The sequence below is a fragment of the Myxococcus sp. AS-1-15 genome (genome assembly GCF_020037055.1).
Classification (GTDB): Bacteria; Myxococcota; Myxococcia; order Myxococcales; family Myxococcaceae; genus Myxococcus; species Myxococcus fulvus.
The window spans coordinates 194,831-212,905 of the sequence record NZ_JAIQDF010000006.1 but is presented as its reverse complement, the minus strand read 5'-3'; the positions used below and the strand labels follow the sequence as shown (position 1 = coordinate 212,905).

16 protein-coding genes are annotated in these 18,075 nt (G+C 71.0%); 12 read left to right on the top strand and 4 right to left on the bottom strand.

What is annotated here, in order from left to right; genetic code table 11:
* Positions 1-7: 7 nt before the first annotated feature.
* Positions 8-1,105 (bottom strand): acyltransferase, encoded by a 1,098-nt coding sequence (locus K8625_RS18810; RefSeq protein WP_223783462.1) that lies wholly within the window; start codon positions 1,103-1,105, stop codon positions 8-10.
* A 317-nt stretch (positions 1,106-1,422) separates the two neighbouring features.
* Between K8625_RS18810 and K8625_RS18805 the strand changes: the two genes are divergently transcribed.
* The 5 genes from K8625_RS18805 to K8625_RS18785 all read left to right on the top strand — a co-directional run bounded on the left by K8625_RS18805 (position 1,423) and on the right by K8625_RS18785 (position 7,621).
* Entirely contained in the window at positions 1,423-2,907 is a 1,485-nt protein-coding gene (locus K8625_RS18805; protein ID WP_223783461.1) for an MraY family glycosyltransferase, read from the top strand.
* Entirely contained in the window at positions 2,904-3,941 is a 1,038-nt protein-coding gene (locus K8625_RS18800; RefSeq protein ID WP_223783460.1) for a nucleotidyltransferase family protein, read from the top strand. The genes K8625_RS18805 and K8625_RS18800 overlap by 4 nt, the downstream gene beginning before the upstream one ends.
* A gap of 118 nt (positions 3,942-4,059) precedes the next feature.
* Positions 4,060-5,031, top strand: a complete 972-nt coding sequence (locus K8625_RS18795; protein ID WP_223783459.1) for a nucleotidyltransferase family protein — start codon at positions 4,060-4,062, stop codon at positions 5,029-5,031.
* A gap of 101 nt (positions 5,032-5,132) precedes the next feature.
* Entirely contained in the window at positions 5,133-6,434 is a 1,302-nt protein-coding gene (locus K8625_RS18790; protein ID WP_223783458.1) for a UDP-glucose/GDP-mannose dehydrogenase family protein, read from the top strand.
* On the top strand, positions 6,431-7,621 hold the full coding sequence (locus tag K8625_RS18785) for an acyltransferase (RefSeq protein WP_223783457.1): 1,191 nt from the start codon (positions 6,431-6,433) through the stop codon (positions 7,619-7,621). Before K8625_RS18790 ends, K8625_RS18785 begins: the two co-directional genes overlap by 4 nt.
* A gap of 14 nt (positions 7,622-7,635) precedes the next feature.
* On the opposite strand, the gene K8625_RS18780 is transcribed toward K8625_RS18785, so the two are convergent.
* Positions 7,636-7,926, bottom strand: a complete 291-nt coding sequence (locus tag K8625_RS18780) for a hypothetical protein (RefSeq protein WP_141324650.1) — start codon at positions 7,924-7,926, stop codon at positions 7,636-7,638.
* A gap of 185 nt (positions 7,927-8,111) precedes the next feature.
* Here K8625_RS18780 and K8625_RS18775 point away from each other — a divergent pair, with 185 nt between their 5' ends.
* Positions 8,112-10,712: an O-antigen ligase family protein gene (locus tag K8625_RS18775; RefSeq protein ID WP_223783456.1), complete on the top strand. Its 2,601-nt coding sequence runs from the start codon at positions 8,112-8,114 to the stop codon at positions 10,710-10,712.
* Between the two features lie 6 nt (positions 10,713-10,718).
* On the opposite strand, the gene K8625_RS18770 is transcribed toward K8625_RS18775, so the two are convergent.
* Complete coding sequence (locus K8625_RS18770) at positions 10,719-11,258, bottom strand: aminoacyl-tRNA deacylase (protein WP_141324648.1); 540 nt, start codon at positions 11,256-11,258, stop codon at positions 10,719-10,721.
* Between the two features lie 128 nt (positions 11,259-11,386).
* A complete protein-coding gene (gene astB / locus K8625_RS18765) occupies positions 11,387-12,709 on the bottom strand; it encodes an N-succinylarginine dihydrolase (protein WP_141324647.1) in 1,323 nt (440 codons plus the stop codon).
* Positions 12,710-12,714: 5 nt separating this feature from the next.
* On the opposite strand from astB, the gene K8625_RS18760 reads away from it, so the two are divergent.
* The 6 genes from K8625_RS18760 to K8625_RS18735 all read left to right on the top strand — a co-directional run bounded on the left by K8625_RS18760 (position 12,715) and on the right by K8625_RS18735 (position 18,062).
* Positions 12,715-13,689 (top strand): lysophospholipid acyltransferase family protein, encoded by a 975-nt coding sequence (locus K8625_RS18760; protein WP_223783455.1) that lies wholly within the window; start codon positions 12,715-12,717, stop codon positions 13,687-13,689.
* Between the two features lie 14 nt (positions 13,690-13,703).
* Positions 13,704-14,264 carry a hypothetical protein gene (locus K8625_RS18755; RefSeq protein ID WP_223783454.1) on the top strand — a complete coding sequence of 187 codons (561 nt, stop codon included), beginning with the start codon at positions 13,704-13,706 and terminating at the stop codon, positions 14,262-14,264.
* Positions 14,257-14,847: an LptA/OstA family protein gene (locus K8625_RS18750; RefSeq protein WP_223746141.1), complete on the top strand. Its 591-nt coding sequence runs from the start codon at positions 14,257-14,259 to the stop codon at positions 14,845-14,847. Before K8625_RS18755 ends, K8625_RS18750 begins: the two co-directional genes overlap by 8 nt.
* Positions 14,844-15,587, top strand: coding sequence for an LPS export ABC transporter ATP-binding protein (lptB, locus tag K8625_RS18745; protein WP_046711212.1), 744 nt, complete (start codon positions 14,844-14,846; stop codon positions 15,585-15,587). The genes K8625_RS18750 and lptB overlap by 4 nt, the downstream gene beginning before the upstream one ends.
* Positions 15,588-15,836: 249 nt before the next feature.
* A complete protein-coding gene (rpoN, locus tag K8625_RS18740; protein WP_223746142.1) occupies positions 15,837-17,354 on the top strand; it encodes an RNA polymerase factor sigma-54 in 1,518 nt (505 codons plus the stop codon).
* Positions 17,355-17,411: 57 nt separating this feature from the next.
* Positions 17,412-18,062 carry a GNAT family N-acetyltransferase gene (locus tag K8625_RS18735; RefSeq protein WP_223783453.1) on the top strand — a complete coding sequence of 217 codons (651 nt, stop codon included), beginning with the start codon at positions 17,412-17,414 and terminating at the stop codon, positions 18,060-18,062.
* Positions 18,063-18,075: the final 13 nt, after the last annotated feature.

Genomic DNA, 18,075 nt, shown 5'->3' with positions numbered 1-18,075 from the left:
GGCATTCCTACGGAGACAAGACGCCGGGCGGGAGCGCCCCTCGGGTCAACAGCCAGTCTCGCAGCTTGAGGCACGGCTTCTCCACCGCGACGTAGGTCACCCACGAAACGCCCAACGTCAGGGCGAGGTACGCGAGGAGGTCCAGCCCCCACGCGCCCAGGCGGAGGTCCAGCCGCTCCACTATTCGCAGCACGAGCCCGTGCCAGAGATACGCGCCATAGGACAGCAGCGCGATTTGATAGATGGCCCAACGCGGAACCCGGGGGAGCTGGAGCGACTCGAGGCCCACGAGCACCCCGCCGAAGCCCATCGCCAGTCCAGCGAACAGCCAGACGTGGTTCGTCGTCGTCACGATGGCGCCGTGGTGCCCCACCGTCAGCGCCAGCACTCCCACGCCCAAGAGGCCACACATCATCCGCCCTCGCGGCGACCAGCTCCGCCACGTGGGCGCGGTCTTCGCCAGGAACACGCCGATGCCCAGCCCGTCCAGGTGCAGCTCGGTGGACCAGGGCGCGAGCGTGTCCAGGCTCGACATGCTGACGTCCGCCGGCAGGCCGCGCGAGAAGAGCCAGCGCGCCGCGACGCTCAGCGCCACCGAGCCCAGCCACGCCCAGGCGGGCCAGCGTCGCCCACCCAGCGCGAACGCGAGCAGCGGCAGCACCAGGTAGAAGTGCTCCTCCACGCACAAGGACCAGCTCTGCACGAAGTCGCGCGGGTGGCCGAAGTTCTGGAGGAACAGGGCGTAGTGCCAGCCGCCTCCCACGAACGGCGTGCCCACCAGCCACGGCTTGAGCGAGTAGAGCGCGAGCACCACGAAGTACAGCGGCAGGGTGCGCATCCAGCGCTTCAGCCAGAAGGTGCGCAGCTGCGCACCCAGCGTGGGCCCCTCTTCCGTGGCGAAGACCTGCCGACCCACGAGGTAGCCCGAGAGCACGAAGAACAGGTCCACGCCCATCCACCCGTGCGCGAACGCGAAGCGCACCGCGTACGGCACGGCGTCATGCACCGCCGCGGGCGCATGGAACACCAGGACGCCGAGGATGGCGAAGGCCCGCAGCACATCCAGCCCATCCATGCGCCGCGGAGACGCGAGCTCGCCACTCAACGGGTTGCTCCCAGCGGCAGTGGCCCGTGGGCTTGTAGGCGGATGGATGTCCTGGGAGGCATGCGCAAGCGGTGGGCGCATTGTGTCCCCCGAAGCGAAGGCGTCAACAGCGGACGACGAAGGGCCTGCCAGCAGGGCCGGCCTCTCGCATTCTCCGCCGACGAGGAATCGGTTCCGTTCGAGGTCAACAATGACACGCCGCAGCCCGCATGGTTGCTCGGCGAGGGACGACTCGTGCGACATCGGGGTGTCGCACAACGACATTCATTGACGCGCCGTGACGCTCACCGTCAGCATGACGAAGGCGGCCCATCTCGATGATCACCTTCTTCGTTGCCTTCCTCGTTTCGCTGATGGTCGCCCTGGGGCTCACGTACGTCGTGCGCAACCAGGCCCTGGCGTGGGGCTGGCTCGACCAGGCCAATTCCAGTCGCAAGGTCCACGTGCGGCCCATTCCCCGGCTCGGGGGAATCGGAATCGTCGCGGGCTTCTTCGCGCCCCTGTGCGCGCTGTTCCTGGTGGACTCGGGCGTGGGGCACAACTTCCGCTCCCACACCGACCTCGTGATGGGCCTGTTCGTCGGCGGTGGCGTCATCGCCGCGCTGGGGCTCTACGACGACCTGCGGGGCGCGAACGCGCGGCTGAAGTTCAGCGTGCAGTTCGCGGTGGCGCTCGGCCTGTATGCGCTGGGCTTCCGCATCGAGGTCATCGCCAATCCCTTCGGCCCCGAGCTGAGCCTGGGCGCGCTGAGCCTGCCCTTCACCGTGCTGTGGATGGTGGGCGTGGTCAACGCGCTCAACCTCATCGACGGGCTGGATGGGCTCGCGGGCGGCGTGGCGTTCTTCGGCGTGAGCACCAACTTCATCCTCGCGCTGTCGCGAGGCGACGTGCTGCTGTGCCTGCTGATGGCGGCGCTCGCGGGGGCCATCCTCGGGTTCCTCGTCTTCAACTTCAACCCGGCCTCCATCTTCATGGGGGACACGGGCAGCATGTTCCTGGGCTTCGTGCTCGCGGCGGTCTCCATCAAGACGAGCACCAAGAGCGGCACCGCGGTGGCCATGCTCGTGCCCATCATGGCGCTGGGCCTGCCCATCATGGACACGCTGCTCGCGGTGATTCGCCGCTCGCTGCTGGGCCGGCCCCTGTTCAGCGCGGACAAGGAGCACATCCATCACCGGGTGATGAGCCGCATGGTGCTCAGCCACCGCTCCACCGTGCTGGTGCTGTATGCCCTGTGCGGCCTGTTCATGCTCACCGCGCTGGGCCTGAACTTCGCCAACAGCGCGCAGAGCGCCCTGCTCCTGTGCGGCATGGGCGTGGTCATCGCGGTGATGATGCGCAAGCTGGGCTACCTGGACCTGGGACGGGCCGGGGACATGCAGCAGCGCCGTCAGCGAAACCTCCGGCTGCGCTCGGTGGTGAAGCAGGTCATCGGCTCGGTGCGTGAGGCTCGCTCGCCGCAGGAGGTCTGGAGCGCCGTGCGCCCGCTGGCGGACATGCTGGGCGTGTCTCGCCAGGAGCTGCGCTTCCAGCAGGCCCACGACGAGCTCGTGGAGGGCATCGTCTTCGAGACCGAGCGCGCCGCGGGGCTGTCGCTGCCCTTCGAGCGGAGGCTCGAGGTGAAGGACGAGGACCAGGTGCTCGGCTCGCTGCTGCTCGTCTGGCGCGATGGCCGCGACGCCATCGACCGGGACGAGGAGCTGGCGCTGGAGCTGGTGGCGGATGCCATCGCCGAGCGCGCCGTGAAGTTCCTGTCCGTCGCGGACGCTGAACCCGGGCGCGTCATCGCGCTGCGCCGATGACGACCCGCCCAGGCCCGAGCCCCCTCGTCGGGCTGCTGCGCGCCTGGCCCGAGCCCCCGGAGATTCGCGCTCCCCAGGGCGCCGAGGCGGATGCCTTCGTGCGGAGCGCCGTCCGCCACGGGCTCGCCGGGTTCGTAGCCCACGCGGTGGGACAGGCCGGGTGGCAGCTCCCCTCGGAGTCGAGCGCGCTGCTGCGCCGGGAGTCACTCGCCGGCGCGGCCCGCTCGCTCCAGGTCAAGGCGCTGTTGCTCAAGAGCCTGGAGGCGCTGTCCCGCGAGGGAATCGTCCCCGTGTCGCTCAAGGGCTACGGCCTGGCGCTGAGGCTGTACCCGGACCCGCTCCAGCGCGCCACGCGCGACGTGGACCTGCTCGTGTCCCGCACCGAGGTGGCGACGGCGGTGCACCAGCTCTCCAGCCTGGGGCTGACGGTGCGCCCGTCGCGCGATGGGCGCCACTCGGACGTGGACTCGCACCACCTGGAGCTGGAGGGGAAGGCGGGGCTCGTGGAGCTGCACTTCCGCGCGCTGGCGGGCTGGGGCAGGGCGCTCGAGGGGGACGCGCTGCTGGCGCGCGCGGTGGAGGGGACGGTGGATGGCCAGCGGGTGCGGTGGCTTTGCCCCGAGGACGAGGCCGTCTACCTGGCCCTCCACGCCAGCCACCACCTGCTGCAGCGGCTGGCCTGGCTGTTCGACCTGAAGCTCCTGGCGGCGCGGGGCCTGGACTGGGACCGCGTCATCGAGGGGGCTCGGGACTCGGGGCTGCCCCAGCTCGTCTTCCACGGCTGGGAGGTCGCTCGGCGGCTGCTGGGCGCGCCGGTGCCGGAGGACGTCCTGGCGGCGCTCGCGCCCTCGGGGTGGCGCAGGCGCCTGGGGCGGCGGTTCTTCTCCGAGCCTCGGCTGGTGGCCACCGAGCTGGTGCACAGCCGGCCTCGCTGGATGGCGGCGAAGCTGCTGCTGTCGCCCGAGCCCGGGGCGATGGTCCGCTATGCCCTGCGGCGCCTGGACACCCTGCTGCGCGGCCCGCCCGACAGGTGAGCGGGTGGGGGCTCGCCCTGGGGGACGGGCCGGATGTCCGCTGTCCACCACGGCGTCGTCCCGAGGGGCGCAGGCAGTGATTGCAGGGCATGCGGTGGGCCCGTTAAAGGGGGCCACCATGCCGCTCAGCCTGCTCGACACCTTCCGCGTCCTCGCCTCGTTCGACCCACCGCGAGGTGCCCTCAAGGGCGCGCCCTGGGAGGAGTACGTGGACTGGGCCATCGCCCAGGGCCTGGCGCCGCTGGCGGCCTACAACCTGGAGTACCGCCTGGGCGCCAGCGCCGCGCCCGAGTGGGCCCGCGACAGGCTGCTCTCCGTCTACCAGGGCTCCGTCAACGACAACGTGATGAAGCTCGTCAACTTCAAGCAGGTCGTCGACGAGCTGGAGGGGCGCAAGCTGGTCCTCATGGGCTCGGCCGCCTTCGCCGAGGCGCTCTATCCGCACATCGGCTTCCGCCCCGTCCTCGAGCTGCAACTGCTCCTGCGCCGCATGGACGTGGACGGCTTCGCTGGCTTCCTCTCCAACCACGAGTTCAAGCCGGAGGCGGACACCTCCCACAGCGGTGCCACCAAGGTCGTCACCGACGGCCGCACCGCCATCCACCTCTACTCCGACATCCTGGGTCCCCAGCGCCGCGAGCAGACCGCCGGCATCATCGAGCGCGCCAAGCCCATGAAGGTCTACGGCCCCTCCATGTACCGGGCCGACCTGGAGGATTCGGTCCTCCTGGTCTGCCTGGAGCACGCGCGTCAGGGGTACGACGTACCCTGGCTGTCCTTCATCGACCTCCGCGAGCTCGTCACGGGCGCGAAGTGGATGGGTGGTGTCTACTCGCGTCCCTTGGATGTGCCCGCGCTGCTCGCCCGGGCCGCCGACTGGCGCCTGGAGCGCGCCCTGTACACGTCGCTGTCCATCATCGCCCGTCTCTTCCCGGAGGCCGCGGCCGACGCCACCGCCGCACTGCCGCCCCTGCGCCGGGCGACGCGCGAGCTGTTGGACCGCACGGTGGTGGGTCCAGTCAGCACCCCCGGCCGGACCTCGGCTCTCAGGGGCTTGGAAAGAGTGCGTCGCCTGCTCACCGGGCAGTGAGCCCGCCCGGTTGCTGAACTGCCCCGGGGACGGGCTTCCTTTCCGAGCGCGTCCCGGCGTATGAGTTCTGGTCAAGACACCTCCCCACTGGGACTCCTTCAATGCGTATTGCCATCATCGGAACGGGCTACGTCGGCCTGGTCGCGGGCACCTGCTTCGCGGACTCGGGCAACGACGTCACGTGCGTGGACATCGACGAGCGGAAGATTCGGATGCTCCAGGCGGGCGAGGTGCCCATCTACGAGCCCGGGCTCGAGGAGCTCATCAAGAAGAACGTGCGCGAGAAGCGCCTGTTCTTCACGCGCGACCTGGCCGAGGCCGTCTCCAACGCGCACGTGGTGTTCATCGCGGTGGGCACGCCCGAGGGTGAGACGGGCGACGCCGACCTCCAGTACGTGCTGACCGCCGCCGAGCAGATCGGCAAGGCGATGAAGCAGTACACGGTGGTGGTGGACAAGAGCACCGTGCCGGTGGGCACCGCGGACAAGGTGCGCGAGGCCATCCGCAAGGTGACAAGCGTGGAGTTCGACGTCGTCTCCAACCCGGAGTTCCTCAAGGAGGGCGCCGCGCTGGACGACTTCCTCAAGCCGGACCGCGTGGTCATCGGCGTGGACTCCGAGCGCGGCCGCAAGGTGATGGGCGAGCTGTACGCGCCCTTCGTGCGCACCGAGAACCCGGTGCTCTTCATGGACACGCGCTCGGCGGAGCTGACCAAGTACGCCGCCAACGCGATGCTCGCCACGCGCATCTCGTTCATGAACGACATCTCCGCGCTCTGCGAGAAGGTGGGCGCGGACGTGGACTTCGTGCGCAAGGGCCTGGGCTCGGACAAGCGCATCGGCTACCCGTTCCTCTTCCCGGGCGTGGGCTACGGCGGCTCGTGCTTCCCCAAGGACGTGAAGGCGCTGGGCGCCACCGCGCGCGAGTTCGGCCTGGAGCTGGACCTGCTGCGCGCCGTGGAGCGCACCAACGAGCGGCAGAAGAAGCTCCTGGTGAACAAGGCGGCCAAGCACTTCGGCGGCTCGCTGGAGGGCAAGAAGTTCGGCGTGTGGGGCCTGGCCTTCAAGCCGAAGACGGACGACATGCGCGAGGCGCCGTCCATCGAGGTCATCGAGGGCCTCATCGGCAAGGGCGCCACGGTGGTGGCGCACGACCCGGTGGCCACGCACACGGCCAGGCGCGTCTTCGGTGACCGCATCCGCTACGCCAGCGTGCCCTACGAGGCGCTGGAGGGCGTGGACGCGCTCTTCGTCGTCACGGAGTGGAACGAGTTCCGTCACCCGGACTTCGAGCGCATGAAGTCGCTGATGAAGGCGCCGGTCATCTTCGACGGCCGCAACGTGTTCGACCCCGTGCGCATGCGCGAGCTGGGCTTCACGTACTACGGCATCGGCCGGCGGTGAGCCGGGGCGGTTCACTCGATGCGTTGACGGGGCTGCGCTTCTTCGCGGCCCTGCATGTCGTGCTGTTCCACTTCGCGCGTCCGGCCCTGGCGCCGGCGCCGGAGTGGCTGCAGAACCTGGTGGGCGCGGGCTTCTCGGCCGTGGGCGTGTTCTTCGTCCTGTCCGGCTTCGTGCTCGCCTGGAACTACCTGGACGCGGACGGGCGCATGGAGACGGGCACGCGCGCCTTCCTCGCGGCCCGCGTGGCCCGCGTCTATCCCGTGTATCTGCTCACCTTTCTGCTGTCCGCGCCGCCCACCATGCTCGCCTCGTTCGCGAGCAACGCGTGGCACGTGGCCTTGGTGAAGCTCGCGGTGGCGGCGGTGGCGACGCTGGCCCTGGTGCAGGCGTGGGTGCCGCTGCTCGCGCTGTACTGGAACCCGCCGGGCTGGTCCGTGGCGGTGGAGGCGTTCTTCTACGCGCTGTTCCCGAAGCTCGCGCGCGGGCTGTCGCGCCTGAAGCCGTCCTTGTTGCCCGTGGCGCTGGGCGCGACGTGGGTGCTGGGGCTCGTGCCGCCGGTGCTCTACCTCGCGCTGCGGCCCGATGGGCTGGACACGGTGGATGCGCACTCGTGGGGCGCGTGGCTGGCGGTGCTCAAGTTCGCGCCGCTCTCGCGCCTGCCGGAGTTCCTCTTCGGCGTGCTCCTGGGCTGGTGCTTCGTGCGCGAGCGGCAGGTGGGTGCGGCGAAGGGCTCGGGCGCGGTGCTGGCGGCGCTGGGCGCGGCGCTGCTGGTGGCGGCGGGCGCGGCGGGCGAGCGGATTCCGTACGTGCTGATGCACAACGCGCTGTTGGCGCCCGCCTCGGGGCTGCTCGTGTACGGGTTGGCGCGGGGTGGGGGCCTGTTGGGCAGGGTGCTGTCACGCCCGTGGGCGGTGCACCTGGGCTCGGCGAGCTACGCGCTGTACCTGCTCCAGTACCCCGCGGGCGAGGCGGCGATGAAGCTGGAGCGCGTGCTGTCGCCGTGGGTGGACCTCAACACGCCGTGGGGCTGGCTGGGCTCGGTGCTGCTGTTGGCGCTGCCCGCGTCCGTGCTGGTGCACCGGTACGTGGAGACGCCGATGCGCTCCCGGGTGCGCAAGGCGCTGCAGCCGTGGGTGGACGCGGAGGGTGCATCCACGCGCGCGCGGCCGGTGGCGCCGGGGGCCTGAGGGCTACCGCCTCCTCAGTCGATGCCGCCCTCGCGGGCGATGCCGCACTCGCGCTTGCCCTCGGCGGTTTCAATCTTCTTGCAGTCGCAGCCGGCGAGCTTCGTCTCGCAGACGGCCTCCTGCTCGGGGGTGGGCTCCACCCGGCTCTCCTCGCGCGAGGCGTTCTGGAGGCAGAGTTCCTTCTCCACCGAGTTGATGGAGCAGTCGCACAGCTTCTCGGACAGCTCGCGGCAGGGCCCCTTGCAGCCGGCGAGGCCGGACAGGGTGGCGCAGAGGAGGGCGGTGGCGAGCAGGAAGCGGCGCATGGGTGCGGGCGAAGATGCCAGAAGGTCTTCGGGATGCAAGCCCACTCGGGGGCCGGAGGGGTTTTCAACGCCGGACAGGGAGGGAGGGGCTCCGCGCCTGCCGGCCCTGTCAGCCGCCGAGCAGGAGGTGCGGGCCGGAAAGCAGAGGGTTGCGGAGCCCATGCCATACTCGCAAGCCCTCTCGCATGGCCCCCTCGCAACGCAGCAGCTCCCGGTACACCCGGCTCGCCGAAGTGGCCCTGGCCATGCTCGTCGTCGTGTGTCCGCTGGCGCTCGGCGGCGCGGCGAAGTGGGTGCTCGTCCCGCTGGGCCTCCTCTCCGGCGCGGCGGCCCTGCTGGCGTGCATCGGCGCGCGGCGACACGGTCAGTCGCTGCGCTTCCCGCTCATGGCCGCGCCCCTGGCCGCGGGCGCGGCGCTGTGCGCGGTGCAGCTCGTCCCCCTGCCCTCGGGCGTGCTGGGGTGGGTGAGCCCCGAGGCCGCGGCGCTGCGGGAGTTCGCGCTGGAGCCCCTGGGCCTGGGCGGCGCGCGGCCCGTGTCGCTGGACCCGCCGGCCACGTGGCGTGAGCTGTCGAAGCACCTGGCGTACCTGCTCGTCTTCCTCGCCACGGTCCAGGTGTCGCGCTCGAAGGACAGCCGTCGCAGGCTGCTCGCGGTGGTGACCTTCACGGGCGCGGCGGTGACGCTGGTGGGGCTGGGCCACGCGCTCATGGGCGTGACGTCGCTGTTCGGCCTGCGCTCCTGGGTGCACGCGCATCCGACGCTGGTGACGTTCTTCGGCAACCCCAATCACCTGGCGGGCTTCCTCGGACTGGGGGCGTCGGTGGGCGTGGGGCTGGCGCTCACGATGCGGCCTCCCATGAAGGCGCTGCCGTATGCGCTGGCGGCGGGCGCGTGTGGGCTGGGCGTGGTGCTGACGCTGTCACGGGGCGGCATCGTGTTCCTCGTCCTCGGTCAGGGACTGCTCGCGCTGTGGCTCGCGCGAAGGCGCCAGGAGGACCGGCGCGGCGTCACGTCCGCGCGGAGCTTCGTCCCGGTGCTGGGGCTCGTGGCGGTGCTGGCCGTGGGCGCGTACGCGGTGGCGGAGCCGCTCTGGGCCGAGGCCCGCTCGGCGGACAGCCTGGAGAAGCTGGGCCAGTCCAAGGTGTCGCTGTGGCCGATGATGGCGAGGGCAGCCGCGTCCTTCCCGGCGCTGGGCATGGGGCGCGGCGCGTTCGAGGCGGCCTTCCCGCGCTACCAGTCCGAGCTCAACCCGAACACGCTCACGCACCCGGAGAACGCCGTGCTCCAGCTGGCGGCGGAGCTGGGCCTGCCCGGGTTGCTGCTGCTGGTCCTGGCCGTCTGGGGCTTCGCGCGGCTGGCGCGACGCGAGGGGCTGGACGCGCTGGAGGTGTCCGCGCTCGCGGGCGTGGCGGCGCTGGCCCTGCACAACCTCTTCGACTTCAGCCTGGAGCTGCCGGCCTGCGCGGTGGCGGCGCTGGTGGTGCTCGGCACGGTGGCGCGCCCTCGCGAGCGCGACACCGCGGATGCGTGGGCGCTGCCTTCGTCCCTCGTCTCGCTGGGCGCCAGTGGTGCGCTGATGGCGGTGGCGTTGGTGGCCTTGCTGCCCGGTGCCTCGCGACTCTCGGACGCGGAGACCGAGCTGGCGGAGCAGGTCCGCGCGCGGGCGCCGGTGGAGACGGTGCATGCGCGGGGGCTCGCGCTCATCGACCGGCACCCGGCCGACTACCTGCTGTATCGACTGGTGGCCTCCGCGCACGCGGCGCGAGGGGTCGAGGGCGCGAGCCAGACGCTGGCCTTCGTGAATCGCGCGCTGTACCTGGCGCCGCTGGACGCGGTGTCACATCGGGTCGCGGCGCATGCGCTGCTGGCGATGGGGCACCGCTCGCAGGCCTTCCTGGAGTACCGGCTGGCGTACGAGGCGGGCGAGAAGGGCGCGCTCGTGGGCGACGCGGTCCGACGGGCGCGCACGGTGGAGGACCTGGTGGCGATGACGCCGGACTCGCCCGACATCGCCGGGGCGCTGCTGGACGCGCTGTCCTGGCATCTGAATCGTTCGGACCTTGCGCTGGCCTATGGTGCCTGGGCGCGAGAGCACTTCGAGGGCCGCCCGGGTGTCACGGCCCTGTGGGCCCGGGAGGCGCGGCTGCGGCTGACGCGCAAGGAGCTGCCCGAGGCGGAGGCGGCCTGCGTGCAGGTCGAGCGTCGAGCGCCGGGTGAGCGTGACACCGCGCTCCTGCGCGCCGAGGTGCTCCGGGGGCGAGGAGAGAGCGACGCCGCGTTGAGGGACATCGAGGCCCTGCGCTCACGTCACCCCGAGGACCTGGAGCTGGCCCTCATCCTGGCCTCCTGGCAGATGGACGCGGGCCTGACGCGGCGGGCGCGCCAGACGCTCCAGGAGGTGGGCGGCCTCGTCACGGACTACCGTCAGCGGGCGCGCCTCTTGTCGATGGAGGCGGACGGGCTCGAGCGCGAGGGGCTCCTGTCGCGCGCGGTGGACCGGCGGCAGACGGTGGCCCGGCTCCTGCCGAGCGCGGAGGCCCACTTCGCGGTGGCGCGGCTGCAGGAGTCACTCAAGCGCTACGACGCGGCGGCCCGCTCGGTGAGCGAGGGGCTGGCGCTGTTGCCGCCCGATGCGCGCGAGGCCGCGCGGGCCTGGATGACGCGGCTGGAGTCCGCCGAGCGTGCTCGCGTGGACTCGCGTCGCAAGGAGCTCTTGAGCGACCCGCGCGCGCAGGAGCTGGAGCACCTGCTGGGAGACTCCCGCGAGCCGCTCGTGGAACCCTGACCCTCCTCACGCCGGAATCGGCGCGTCCTGCTCCATCAGGATGGGAGGGATGACGGTGACGGCCGAGGCCGAGGGTTGAAGCCGCTCGTGGATGAACGAGGCGACGAGCGGCCACTCCAGCGTGGCGAAGTCCTGGAAGCGCATCTCCAGGGCCTCCTCGTGCGAGCCCGCGCGGAAGAGCAGGTGCTCGGTGAGGCTCAACGTCTCATCCACCGCCACGGGCAGGCCGTACAGCTCGCCGAAGGGCGGCTCCGCGCCCACCTCGCAGTCCGGGAAGTGGTCGGAGAACTCCCGCTCGGTGGCGAGCCGGGCGGTGCGCACGCCGAGCAGCTCCCGCACGCGCTCCAAATCCACGGTGCCCGCTGCGGGGACGACGAAGATCCAGGGCTGACGGTCCGCCATCACGATGACGGACTTGGCCACGCGCCAGCCGGAGACATGGAGCGCCTCGGCCAGCTCCTGGGCGGTGACCGCCCGGGGGTGCCAGTAGCGCTCGTAGAGGACTCGGTTGCGACGCAGATAGTATTGGATGGAAGCCGGAATCACGGGACGCCACCTCCTTGAACGAAAGGTGTGTCACCGCGACGGTTGGGGCCACGGCACTCCTCGCCCCTCGGGACGGAGCCCCCGGTGCGAGGGCTCGGCGTCCTGTCACTGGAGCAGGCGGGCGGGCGTCACTGCTGGAAGTCGTAGACGCTGCCGAGCTTGAGGATGCGCGTCAGCTCGTCCAGCGCCGTCATCGTCTCGCGCGCGAGCAGCGGGTCCTGCAGGTCCTTGGGACGCAGCACGTCGCGGTAGTGGCGGCGCACCCATGCGGCCAGGGATTCGTGCAGGGCGGGCGTGTAGAAGACGTCCGCGTGGATGGCGCGGCGCTCGGTGTCCGTCAGCCACACGCGCTGGCGCAGGCAGGCGGGCCCGCCGCCGTTGTTCATGGACTGGCGCACGTCCAGGTAGTGCACCGCCTTCACCGGCGTGTCCTCGGCCACCACGCGCTCCAGGAAGCCTCGGGCCGCGGGCGTCTCGCGGCTCTCGATGGGCGCGACGATGGCCATCGTCCCGTCCGGCAGCGTCAGCACCTGCGAGTTGAAGGGGTACGCCTTCACCGCGTCCTTGGGGGGCAGCTCCGCGCTGCTGGCCACCACCGCGCGGAAGTCCGGGCCCAGCTTCTCGCGCAGCACCTGGAGCAGCCCCGGGTGGTCCACGAAGGCCAGCTCGTGCAGCATGAGGAAGCGCTCGTTGCCCACCGCGAGCACGTCCGTGTGGAAGGCCCCCGCGTCGATGCCCTCGGGGTGCTGCTGCGGGAAGAGCACCGAGCGCGCGTCCAACTGGTGCAGCCGCGCGAGCGCCTGGCTCGCCTCCAGCGTCTGGCGCGCCGGGAAGCGCTTGGGGCCCGTCACGTCCTGCCACGCGCTGCGGCCCCAGGCGAGCAGGTGCACCCCCGCGTGCCCCGGGGTGGCCAGGCGTGTGTGGTTGGCCGCGCCCTCGTCCGCGAAGTGGCTGCCGGGCGGCAGGGGCGCGTGCACCGCGAAGTGCTTCTCGTCGGCGAAGATGGCGCGAAGCACCGCGTGCGTGGTGTCCGCCTCCAGCGCGCGGTGGAACATCTGCGACAGGTTGGCGGGCGTCAGGTGCACCCGGCCGTCCGCCGTGTCGGAGCTGGGCGCCACGGTGGCCGCGTTGGCGGTCCACATGGAGGATGCGCTGGAGGTCAGCCGCAGCAGGTGCTCGGCCTCGCGCGCGGCGCGGGTGATGACCTCCTCGTCGGTGCCGGTGAAGCCCAGGGTCCTCAGGGCGCGCAGCGAGGGGCGCGGCTGGGGTGGCAGCACCGCCTGGCCGACCCCCAGGCCGGAGACGAAGCGCATCTTCTCCAGGCCCTGGAGCGCGGCCTCCCGGGGATGGCTCGACTCTCCGACGTGACTCTGTGACGCCAGGTTGCCGGGCGACAGACCCGCGTAGTTGTGGGTAGGACCGACGAGCCCGTCGAAGTTGTATTCGCGCATGGGATATGGAGCGACGTGTGGAGCGTCCACCCTTAGCAAAGCGCCTGAAACGTTTCCTCCGGTACCTGCTCATCCGGACGGTCCTGTTGTGCCTTCAACCCCTCCCCCTGGGGTGGGCCCGGGCCCTGGGCTCCCGCCTGGGCGGGTGGGCCTACACGATTGCGGGCGGTGAGCGCCGCAAGGCCCTGAAGTCCCTCGGCACCGCGTTTCCGGAGAAGTCCGACGCGGAGCGGCAGGACCTGGCCCGCGCGTCCTTCCGTCACCTGGGCGCCGCGGCGCTGGAGGTGGCCTGCACGGGCGCGCTGGACCGGGGGCTGGAGTCGCTGGTGGCGTGGCCGGAGGCGGACCGGGCGGTGCTGGACGCGGCCCTGGCGAAGGGCAAGGGCGTGGTCTTCATCTCCGGGCACGTGGGCAACTGGGAGCTGTTGGCCCGGCGGGTGGCGCGGGCGGGCTACCCCAGCCAGAGCATCGCGAAGGAGACCACCGACCCGCGCCTGACGAAGCTGGTGGAGCGCTTCCGGGAGCGGGGTGGGGTGCGCAGCATCTGGCGGGGCCAGGACGGCGCGGCGCGGGCCATGCTGCGCGCGCTCCGGGCCGGTGAAATCCTGGGGCTGCTCATCGACCAGGACACCAAGGTGCAGTCGCTCTTCGTGCCCTTCTTCGGGCAGCTGGCGGCCACGCCCCGCGCGGCGGCGGACCTGGCCGTGCGCACGGGCGCGGCGGTGGTGACGGGCTTCTGTCACCGCGTGGAGGGCGGCGGCTACCGGCTGGTCATGGAGGACGTGCCCCTGCCCGAGGTCGAGGACCGCGAGGCCGCGGCGCTGGCGCTCACCGCCGCCCTGTCGGCGCGAATCGAGGCGGCCATCCGGCGCACCCCCGAGCAGTGGGTGTGGATGCATCAGCGCTGGAAGACGCGGCCCCCCGTCGAGGCCTCCCCCCAGGCCCTGCTCGCCGGGGCGGCGCCGGCCACCGCCCGGTGATAGAAGGCACCCTCGTGTCGCGCTCCGAGCCCGTCCGCCTCCTCGCCCTCTGCCTGCTCGTCGCGGCGTGCTCCCCGCGTCGCCCGGCGGAGGGGGCGTCCCAGCAGCCTCCGCCGCAGGTGGTGCTCCGCGGCGCGCGCCTGGTGTCCTACGAGGGCGAGCGCCTGACGCTGTCGGGCAAGGCCGAGTCGCTGACGTACCAGCGCTCCGGCGGCGACGTGCAGGCCACGAACGCGACCTTGCGCATCCCCCCGGGCACCCCCGAGCAGGGCATGTCGGTGGGCACCGAGAAGGGCCTGGACATCAGCGCCCCGAATATGGAGGGCAGCCTCGCGTCCAAGCAGCTGGTGGCGTCCGGCGGCGTGGTGGTGCGCACGGGCGAGGGCATGGTGGTGGAGACGCCGCGGTTGACCTACGACGCCGTGGAGAAGGGCGCCCGGGGCAACGAGGGCGTGAAGGTACGAGGGCCGGCGTACCGGTTGCGGGCGGACCGCTTCGAGCTGTCCTTCCCGGATGAGACGTTCACCTTCGAAGGCTCGGTGGAGACCGTGCTGGGAGAATCAGGGCGTGATTGAGTTCCTCGTGATGGCCTTCTTCGTGGCGCAGCCGGTGCCCGCCGTCGCCGCCGCCACGCCCACGGATGGGGGCACGCCTGCCGCCGCCGCCGCGGGCAGCCCGGGCCAGGGGCCCCTGGGGCCGGTGGACCTGAAGGAGCCGGTGCAGATCAACGCCGACCTCATCGAGGGCGGCAAGTCGCAGGCCACGCTCACCGGCAACGTGAAGGTGAAGCACCGCACCCTGGACCTGAAGTGCGACCGGATGACCGCCTACTTCGCGCCGCCCCGCGTGGTGACGCGCGTGGTGTGCACCGGCGGCGTGCACGCGGTGGACGGCGACCGCATGGCCCGCGGCGAGCGCGCCGAGTACGACGTCGCCTCGGGCGTGCTCGTCGTCACCGGCACCCCGGAGGCGCGCCAGGGGACCACGTACATGCGAGGGACGAAGGTCCGCCTCACGCTGGGCAGCGAGAAGCTCGAGGTGGAGAACGCCGTCATCATCTTCGAGTCGCCGCCGTCGGCCCCCTCGTCCCCCAAGCGCAAGGCCGCGCCCGCGCCCGCTCGCACGGCCCCCGTGGCCCCGGAGGCGGCGCCGCGATGAGCGACGCGAAGCTGTACGCGGAGGGGCTCAAGAAGGCCTATCGCGGGCGCCAGGTGGTCAACGGCGTGTCCTTCACCGTGTCCCCGGGCGAGGTGGTGGGCCTGCTGGGCCCCAACGGCGCCGGCAAGACGACCAGCTTCAACATGGTGGTGGGCCTGGTGACGCCCGACGCGGGCCGCGTGCGTGTGGGCGACGAGGACCTCACGCACCTGCCCATGCACCGCCGCGCGCGCCGGGGCGTGGGCTACCTGCCCCAGGAAGCCTCCGTGTTCCGCAAGCTCACCGTGCGCGACAACTTCCTGTCCGTGCTGGAGCTGCAGAAGGGCCTGGACAAGAAGGCCCGCGAGGCCCGCGCCAGCGCCATCCTGGAGGAGTTCGGCCTCTCCCACGTCGCGGAGTCCCTGGGCGGCACCCTCTCCGGCGGCGAGCGCCGCCGCGCCGAGATTGCCCGGAGCCTGTTGCCCCAGCCGCGCTTCATCCTCTTCGACGAGCCCTTCGCCGGCGTGGACCCCATCAACGTGGGTGACCTCCAGCGGCAGATCTTCCTGCTGCGCGAGCGCGGCCTGGGCGTCCTCATCACCGACCACAACGTCCAGGACACCCTGGGCATCTGTGACCGGGCCTACATCATCACACAGGGGCAGATCCTCGAGGAGGGCACCCCCGCGGAGATCGCCGCCTCGCCCCGCGCGCGCGCCGTCTACCTGGGGGAGCGGTTCCGCCTCCAGCAGCCGCTTTGAGGGACGACTGGCAAGCGGCCAACCGAGTGCATAGACTCCGGTTGGCCTCGCTTTTGCGTCGACAGGTCAACAAGGCCCAGTCACGCTCAGTGCGTGCAAGCTCTTGGTTTCCTTGTGGAATTTTGAATATGCAAGCAAGGGACCACGATTCGGGCACTAGACGCCGTCAGGGGGCCTTGTTACGTTGGCACGGTCTTTGATTGGTCCCGTGTCGTGTAGGGGCTGAATCACTCGGGGAGACCCTGTCTCATGGCGATGGAACTCAAACAAAGCCTGAAGCTTGCGCAGCAGCTGGTGATGACGCCGCAGCTGCAGCAGGCCATCAAGCTGCTTCAGCTCTCCCGGATGGAGCTGCTGGAGCAGGTCCGCGAGGAGATGGATCAGAATCCACTCCTGGAGCAGCCGGACGAGCAGGCACCGGGCGACGTGGGGGACAAGGAGCCCGGAGAGGCGTCGCTGGAGGCGGACAACGTCGAGATTCCGCGCGACGTGGAGCTGCCGTCGGCCTCCGGGGACAACGCCCCGGAGTTCAAGGCGGACGGGGACGGGCCCCCGGAGATCGACTGGGAGCAGTACCTCAACAGCTACCAGTTCAACGAGCCCACCACGGCGTCCAACAAGGGCAACGTGGCCACGGACGACCTGCCGTCGTTCGAGGCGAACCTGGTCAAGAAGGAGGACCTGGTCGACCACATCCAGGAGCAGCTGGGCACGCTGCGCCTGAACGACGCCGAGCGCCGCATCGCGATGCTCATCCTGGGCAACCTGGATGACGACGGCTACCTCAAGCTGCCGGACATCGAGGGAGACCCGCTCATCCGCCTGGCCAACGAGGCGGACGTGCCGATGCACATCGCCGAGCGCACCCTGCGTCGCATCCAGATGCTGGAGCCGCGCGGCTGCGGCGCTCGCGACTTGCAGGAGTGCCTGCTCATCCAGCTGCAGGGGATGAAGGAGCCGCAGGCGCCGCTGTTGGGCCTCATCATCAAGCGGCACATGAAGTACCTGGAGAGCAAGAACCTGCCCGCCATCGCCAAGGACCTGAAGGTCACCTTGGAAGAGGTGGTGGAGGCGGTGAAGCTGCTCCCCAAGCTGGACCCGAAGCCGGGCCGCAACTTCAGCGGGGACGACGCGCAGTACATCACCCCCGACGTCTTCGTCTACAAGATGGGGGACGAGTACACGGTGGTGCTCAACGACGACGGCCTGTCGAAGCTGCGCATCTCCGGCACCTACCGGAACGCGCTGAAGACGGGCGCGGTGGGCCCCGGCCAGACGAAGGACTTCATCCAGGACAAGCTGCGCAGCGCGGTGTGGCTCATCCGCTCCATCCACCAGCGGCAGCGGACCATCTACAAGGTCACCGAGAGCATCGTGAAGTTCCAGCGCGACTTCCTGGACAAGGGCATCGCGCACCTCAAGCCCCTCATCCTGCGCGACGTGGCCGAGGACATCGGCATGCACGAGTCCACGGTGAGCCGCGTGACGACGAGCAAGTACGTGCACACGCCGCAGGGCATCTTCGAGCTGAAGTACTTCTTCAACTCGTCCATCGCCCGCGTGTCCGGCGAGGACACCGCCAGCGAGGCGGTGAAGCACCACATCAAGCAGCTCGTCGCGCAGGAGGACGCGCGCAACCCGTACTCGGACCAGAAGATCGTCGAGCTCTTGCGCTCGCAGGGCACCGAGATTGCCCGCCGCACGGTGGCCAAGTACCGCGAGGTGCTGGGCATCCTCCCGAGCAGCAAGCGCAAGCGGTACTACTGAGCCCGCGACAAGTGGCTCTTGGCGCGTGGGGACGCGCCGACGGACAGTGGGCACCTCATGAGCGCCCCTGTCCCGCTGCTTCCGTCGGACGAGGGGCTCCCCTGGAGGGAGCCCCTGCCGCTGGTCGTTCCCCCCGTCGTCCTCGAAGGCCGCGCGGTGCGCCTGGAGCCCTTGTCGCTCGAGCACGCCCCGGCCCTCGCCGCGCTGTGCGAGGACGAGCTCTTCACGTACTTCACCGTGGTGCCGCGCACGCTCGCGGACGTGGAGCGCTTCATCGCGGACCGCCTGCGCGGCGCGGAGAAGGGCACCGAGCGCCCCTTCGTCATCCTCGAGAAGGCGACGGGCACGCCGGTGGGCTCCACCAGCTACCTGGACATCCAGCGCGACAGCCGCACGCTGGAGATCGGCTGGACGTGGCTGGGGCGCAGGGTGTGGCGCACGCGCGTCAACACCGAGTGCAAGTTCCTGCTGCTCCAGCTCGCCTTCGAGTCGCTGGGCGTCATGCGCGTGCAGCTCAAGACGGACCAGCGCAACACGCGCTCGCGCGCCGCGATTGAGCGGCTGGGCGCGAAGTTCGAGGGAATCCTCCGCCACCACGTCCTGGTGCGGGGTGGGGTGGTGCGCGACAGCGCCTACTACTCCGTCATCGACACCGAGTGGCCGGATGTGAAGGCCCGGCTCTTGGGGATGCTCCAGAAGGAGGGCTAGCGAGCAGGCGGGC

What these genes read in the sequence shown, in the direction of transcription:
- lptB (WP_046711212.1), top strand. Translation starts at nt 14,844, where the DNA reads ATGAGCGACGCGAAGCTGTACGCGGAGGGGCTCAAGAAGGCCTATCGC.
- astB (WP_141324647.1), bottom strand. Translation starts at nt 12,709, where the DNA reads ATGCGCGAATACAACTTCGACGGGCTCGTCGGTCCTACCCACAACTAC.
- K8625_RS18790 (WP_223783458.1), top strand. Translation starts at nt 5,133, where the DNA reads ATGCGTATTGCCATCATCGGAACGGGCTACGTCGGCCTGGTCGCGGGC.
- rpoN (WP_223746142.1), top strand. Translation starts at nt 15,837, where the DNA reads ATGGCGATGGAACTCAAACAAAGCCTGAAGCTTGCGCAGCAGCTGGTG.
- K8625_RS18760 (WP_223783455.1), top strand. Translation starts at nt 12,715, where the DNA reads ATGGAGCGACGTGTGGAGCGTCCACCCTTAGCAAAGCGCCTGAAACGT.
- K8625_RS18795 (WP_223783459.1), top strand. Translation starts at nt 4,060, where the DNA reads ATGCCGCTCAGCCTGCTCGACACCTTCCGCGTCCTCGCCTCGTTCGAC.
- K8625_RS18805 (WP_223783461.1), top strand. Translation starts at nt 1,423, where the DNA reads ATGATCACCTTCTTCGTTGCCTTCCTCGTTTCGCTGATGGTCGCCCTG.
- K8625_RS18780 (WP_141324650.1), bottom strand. Translation starts at nt 7,926, where the DNA reads ATGCGCCGCTTCCTGCTCGCCACCGCCCTCCTCTGCGCCACCCTGTCC.
- K8625_RS18800 (WP_223783460.1), top strand. Translation starts at nt 2,904, where the DNA reads ATGACGACCCGCCCAGGCCCGAGCCCCCTCGTCGGGCTGCTGCGCGCC.
- K8625_RS18775 (WP_223783456.1), top strand. Translation starts at nt 8,112, where the DNA reads ATGGCCCCCTCGCAACGCAGCAGCTCCCGGTACACCCGGCTCGCCGAA.
- K8625_RS18735 (WP_223783453.1), top strand. Translation starts at nt 17,412, where the DNA reads ATGAGCGCCCCTGTCCCGCTGCTTCCGTCGGACGAGGGGCTCCCCTGG.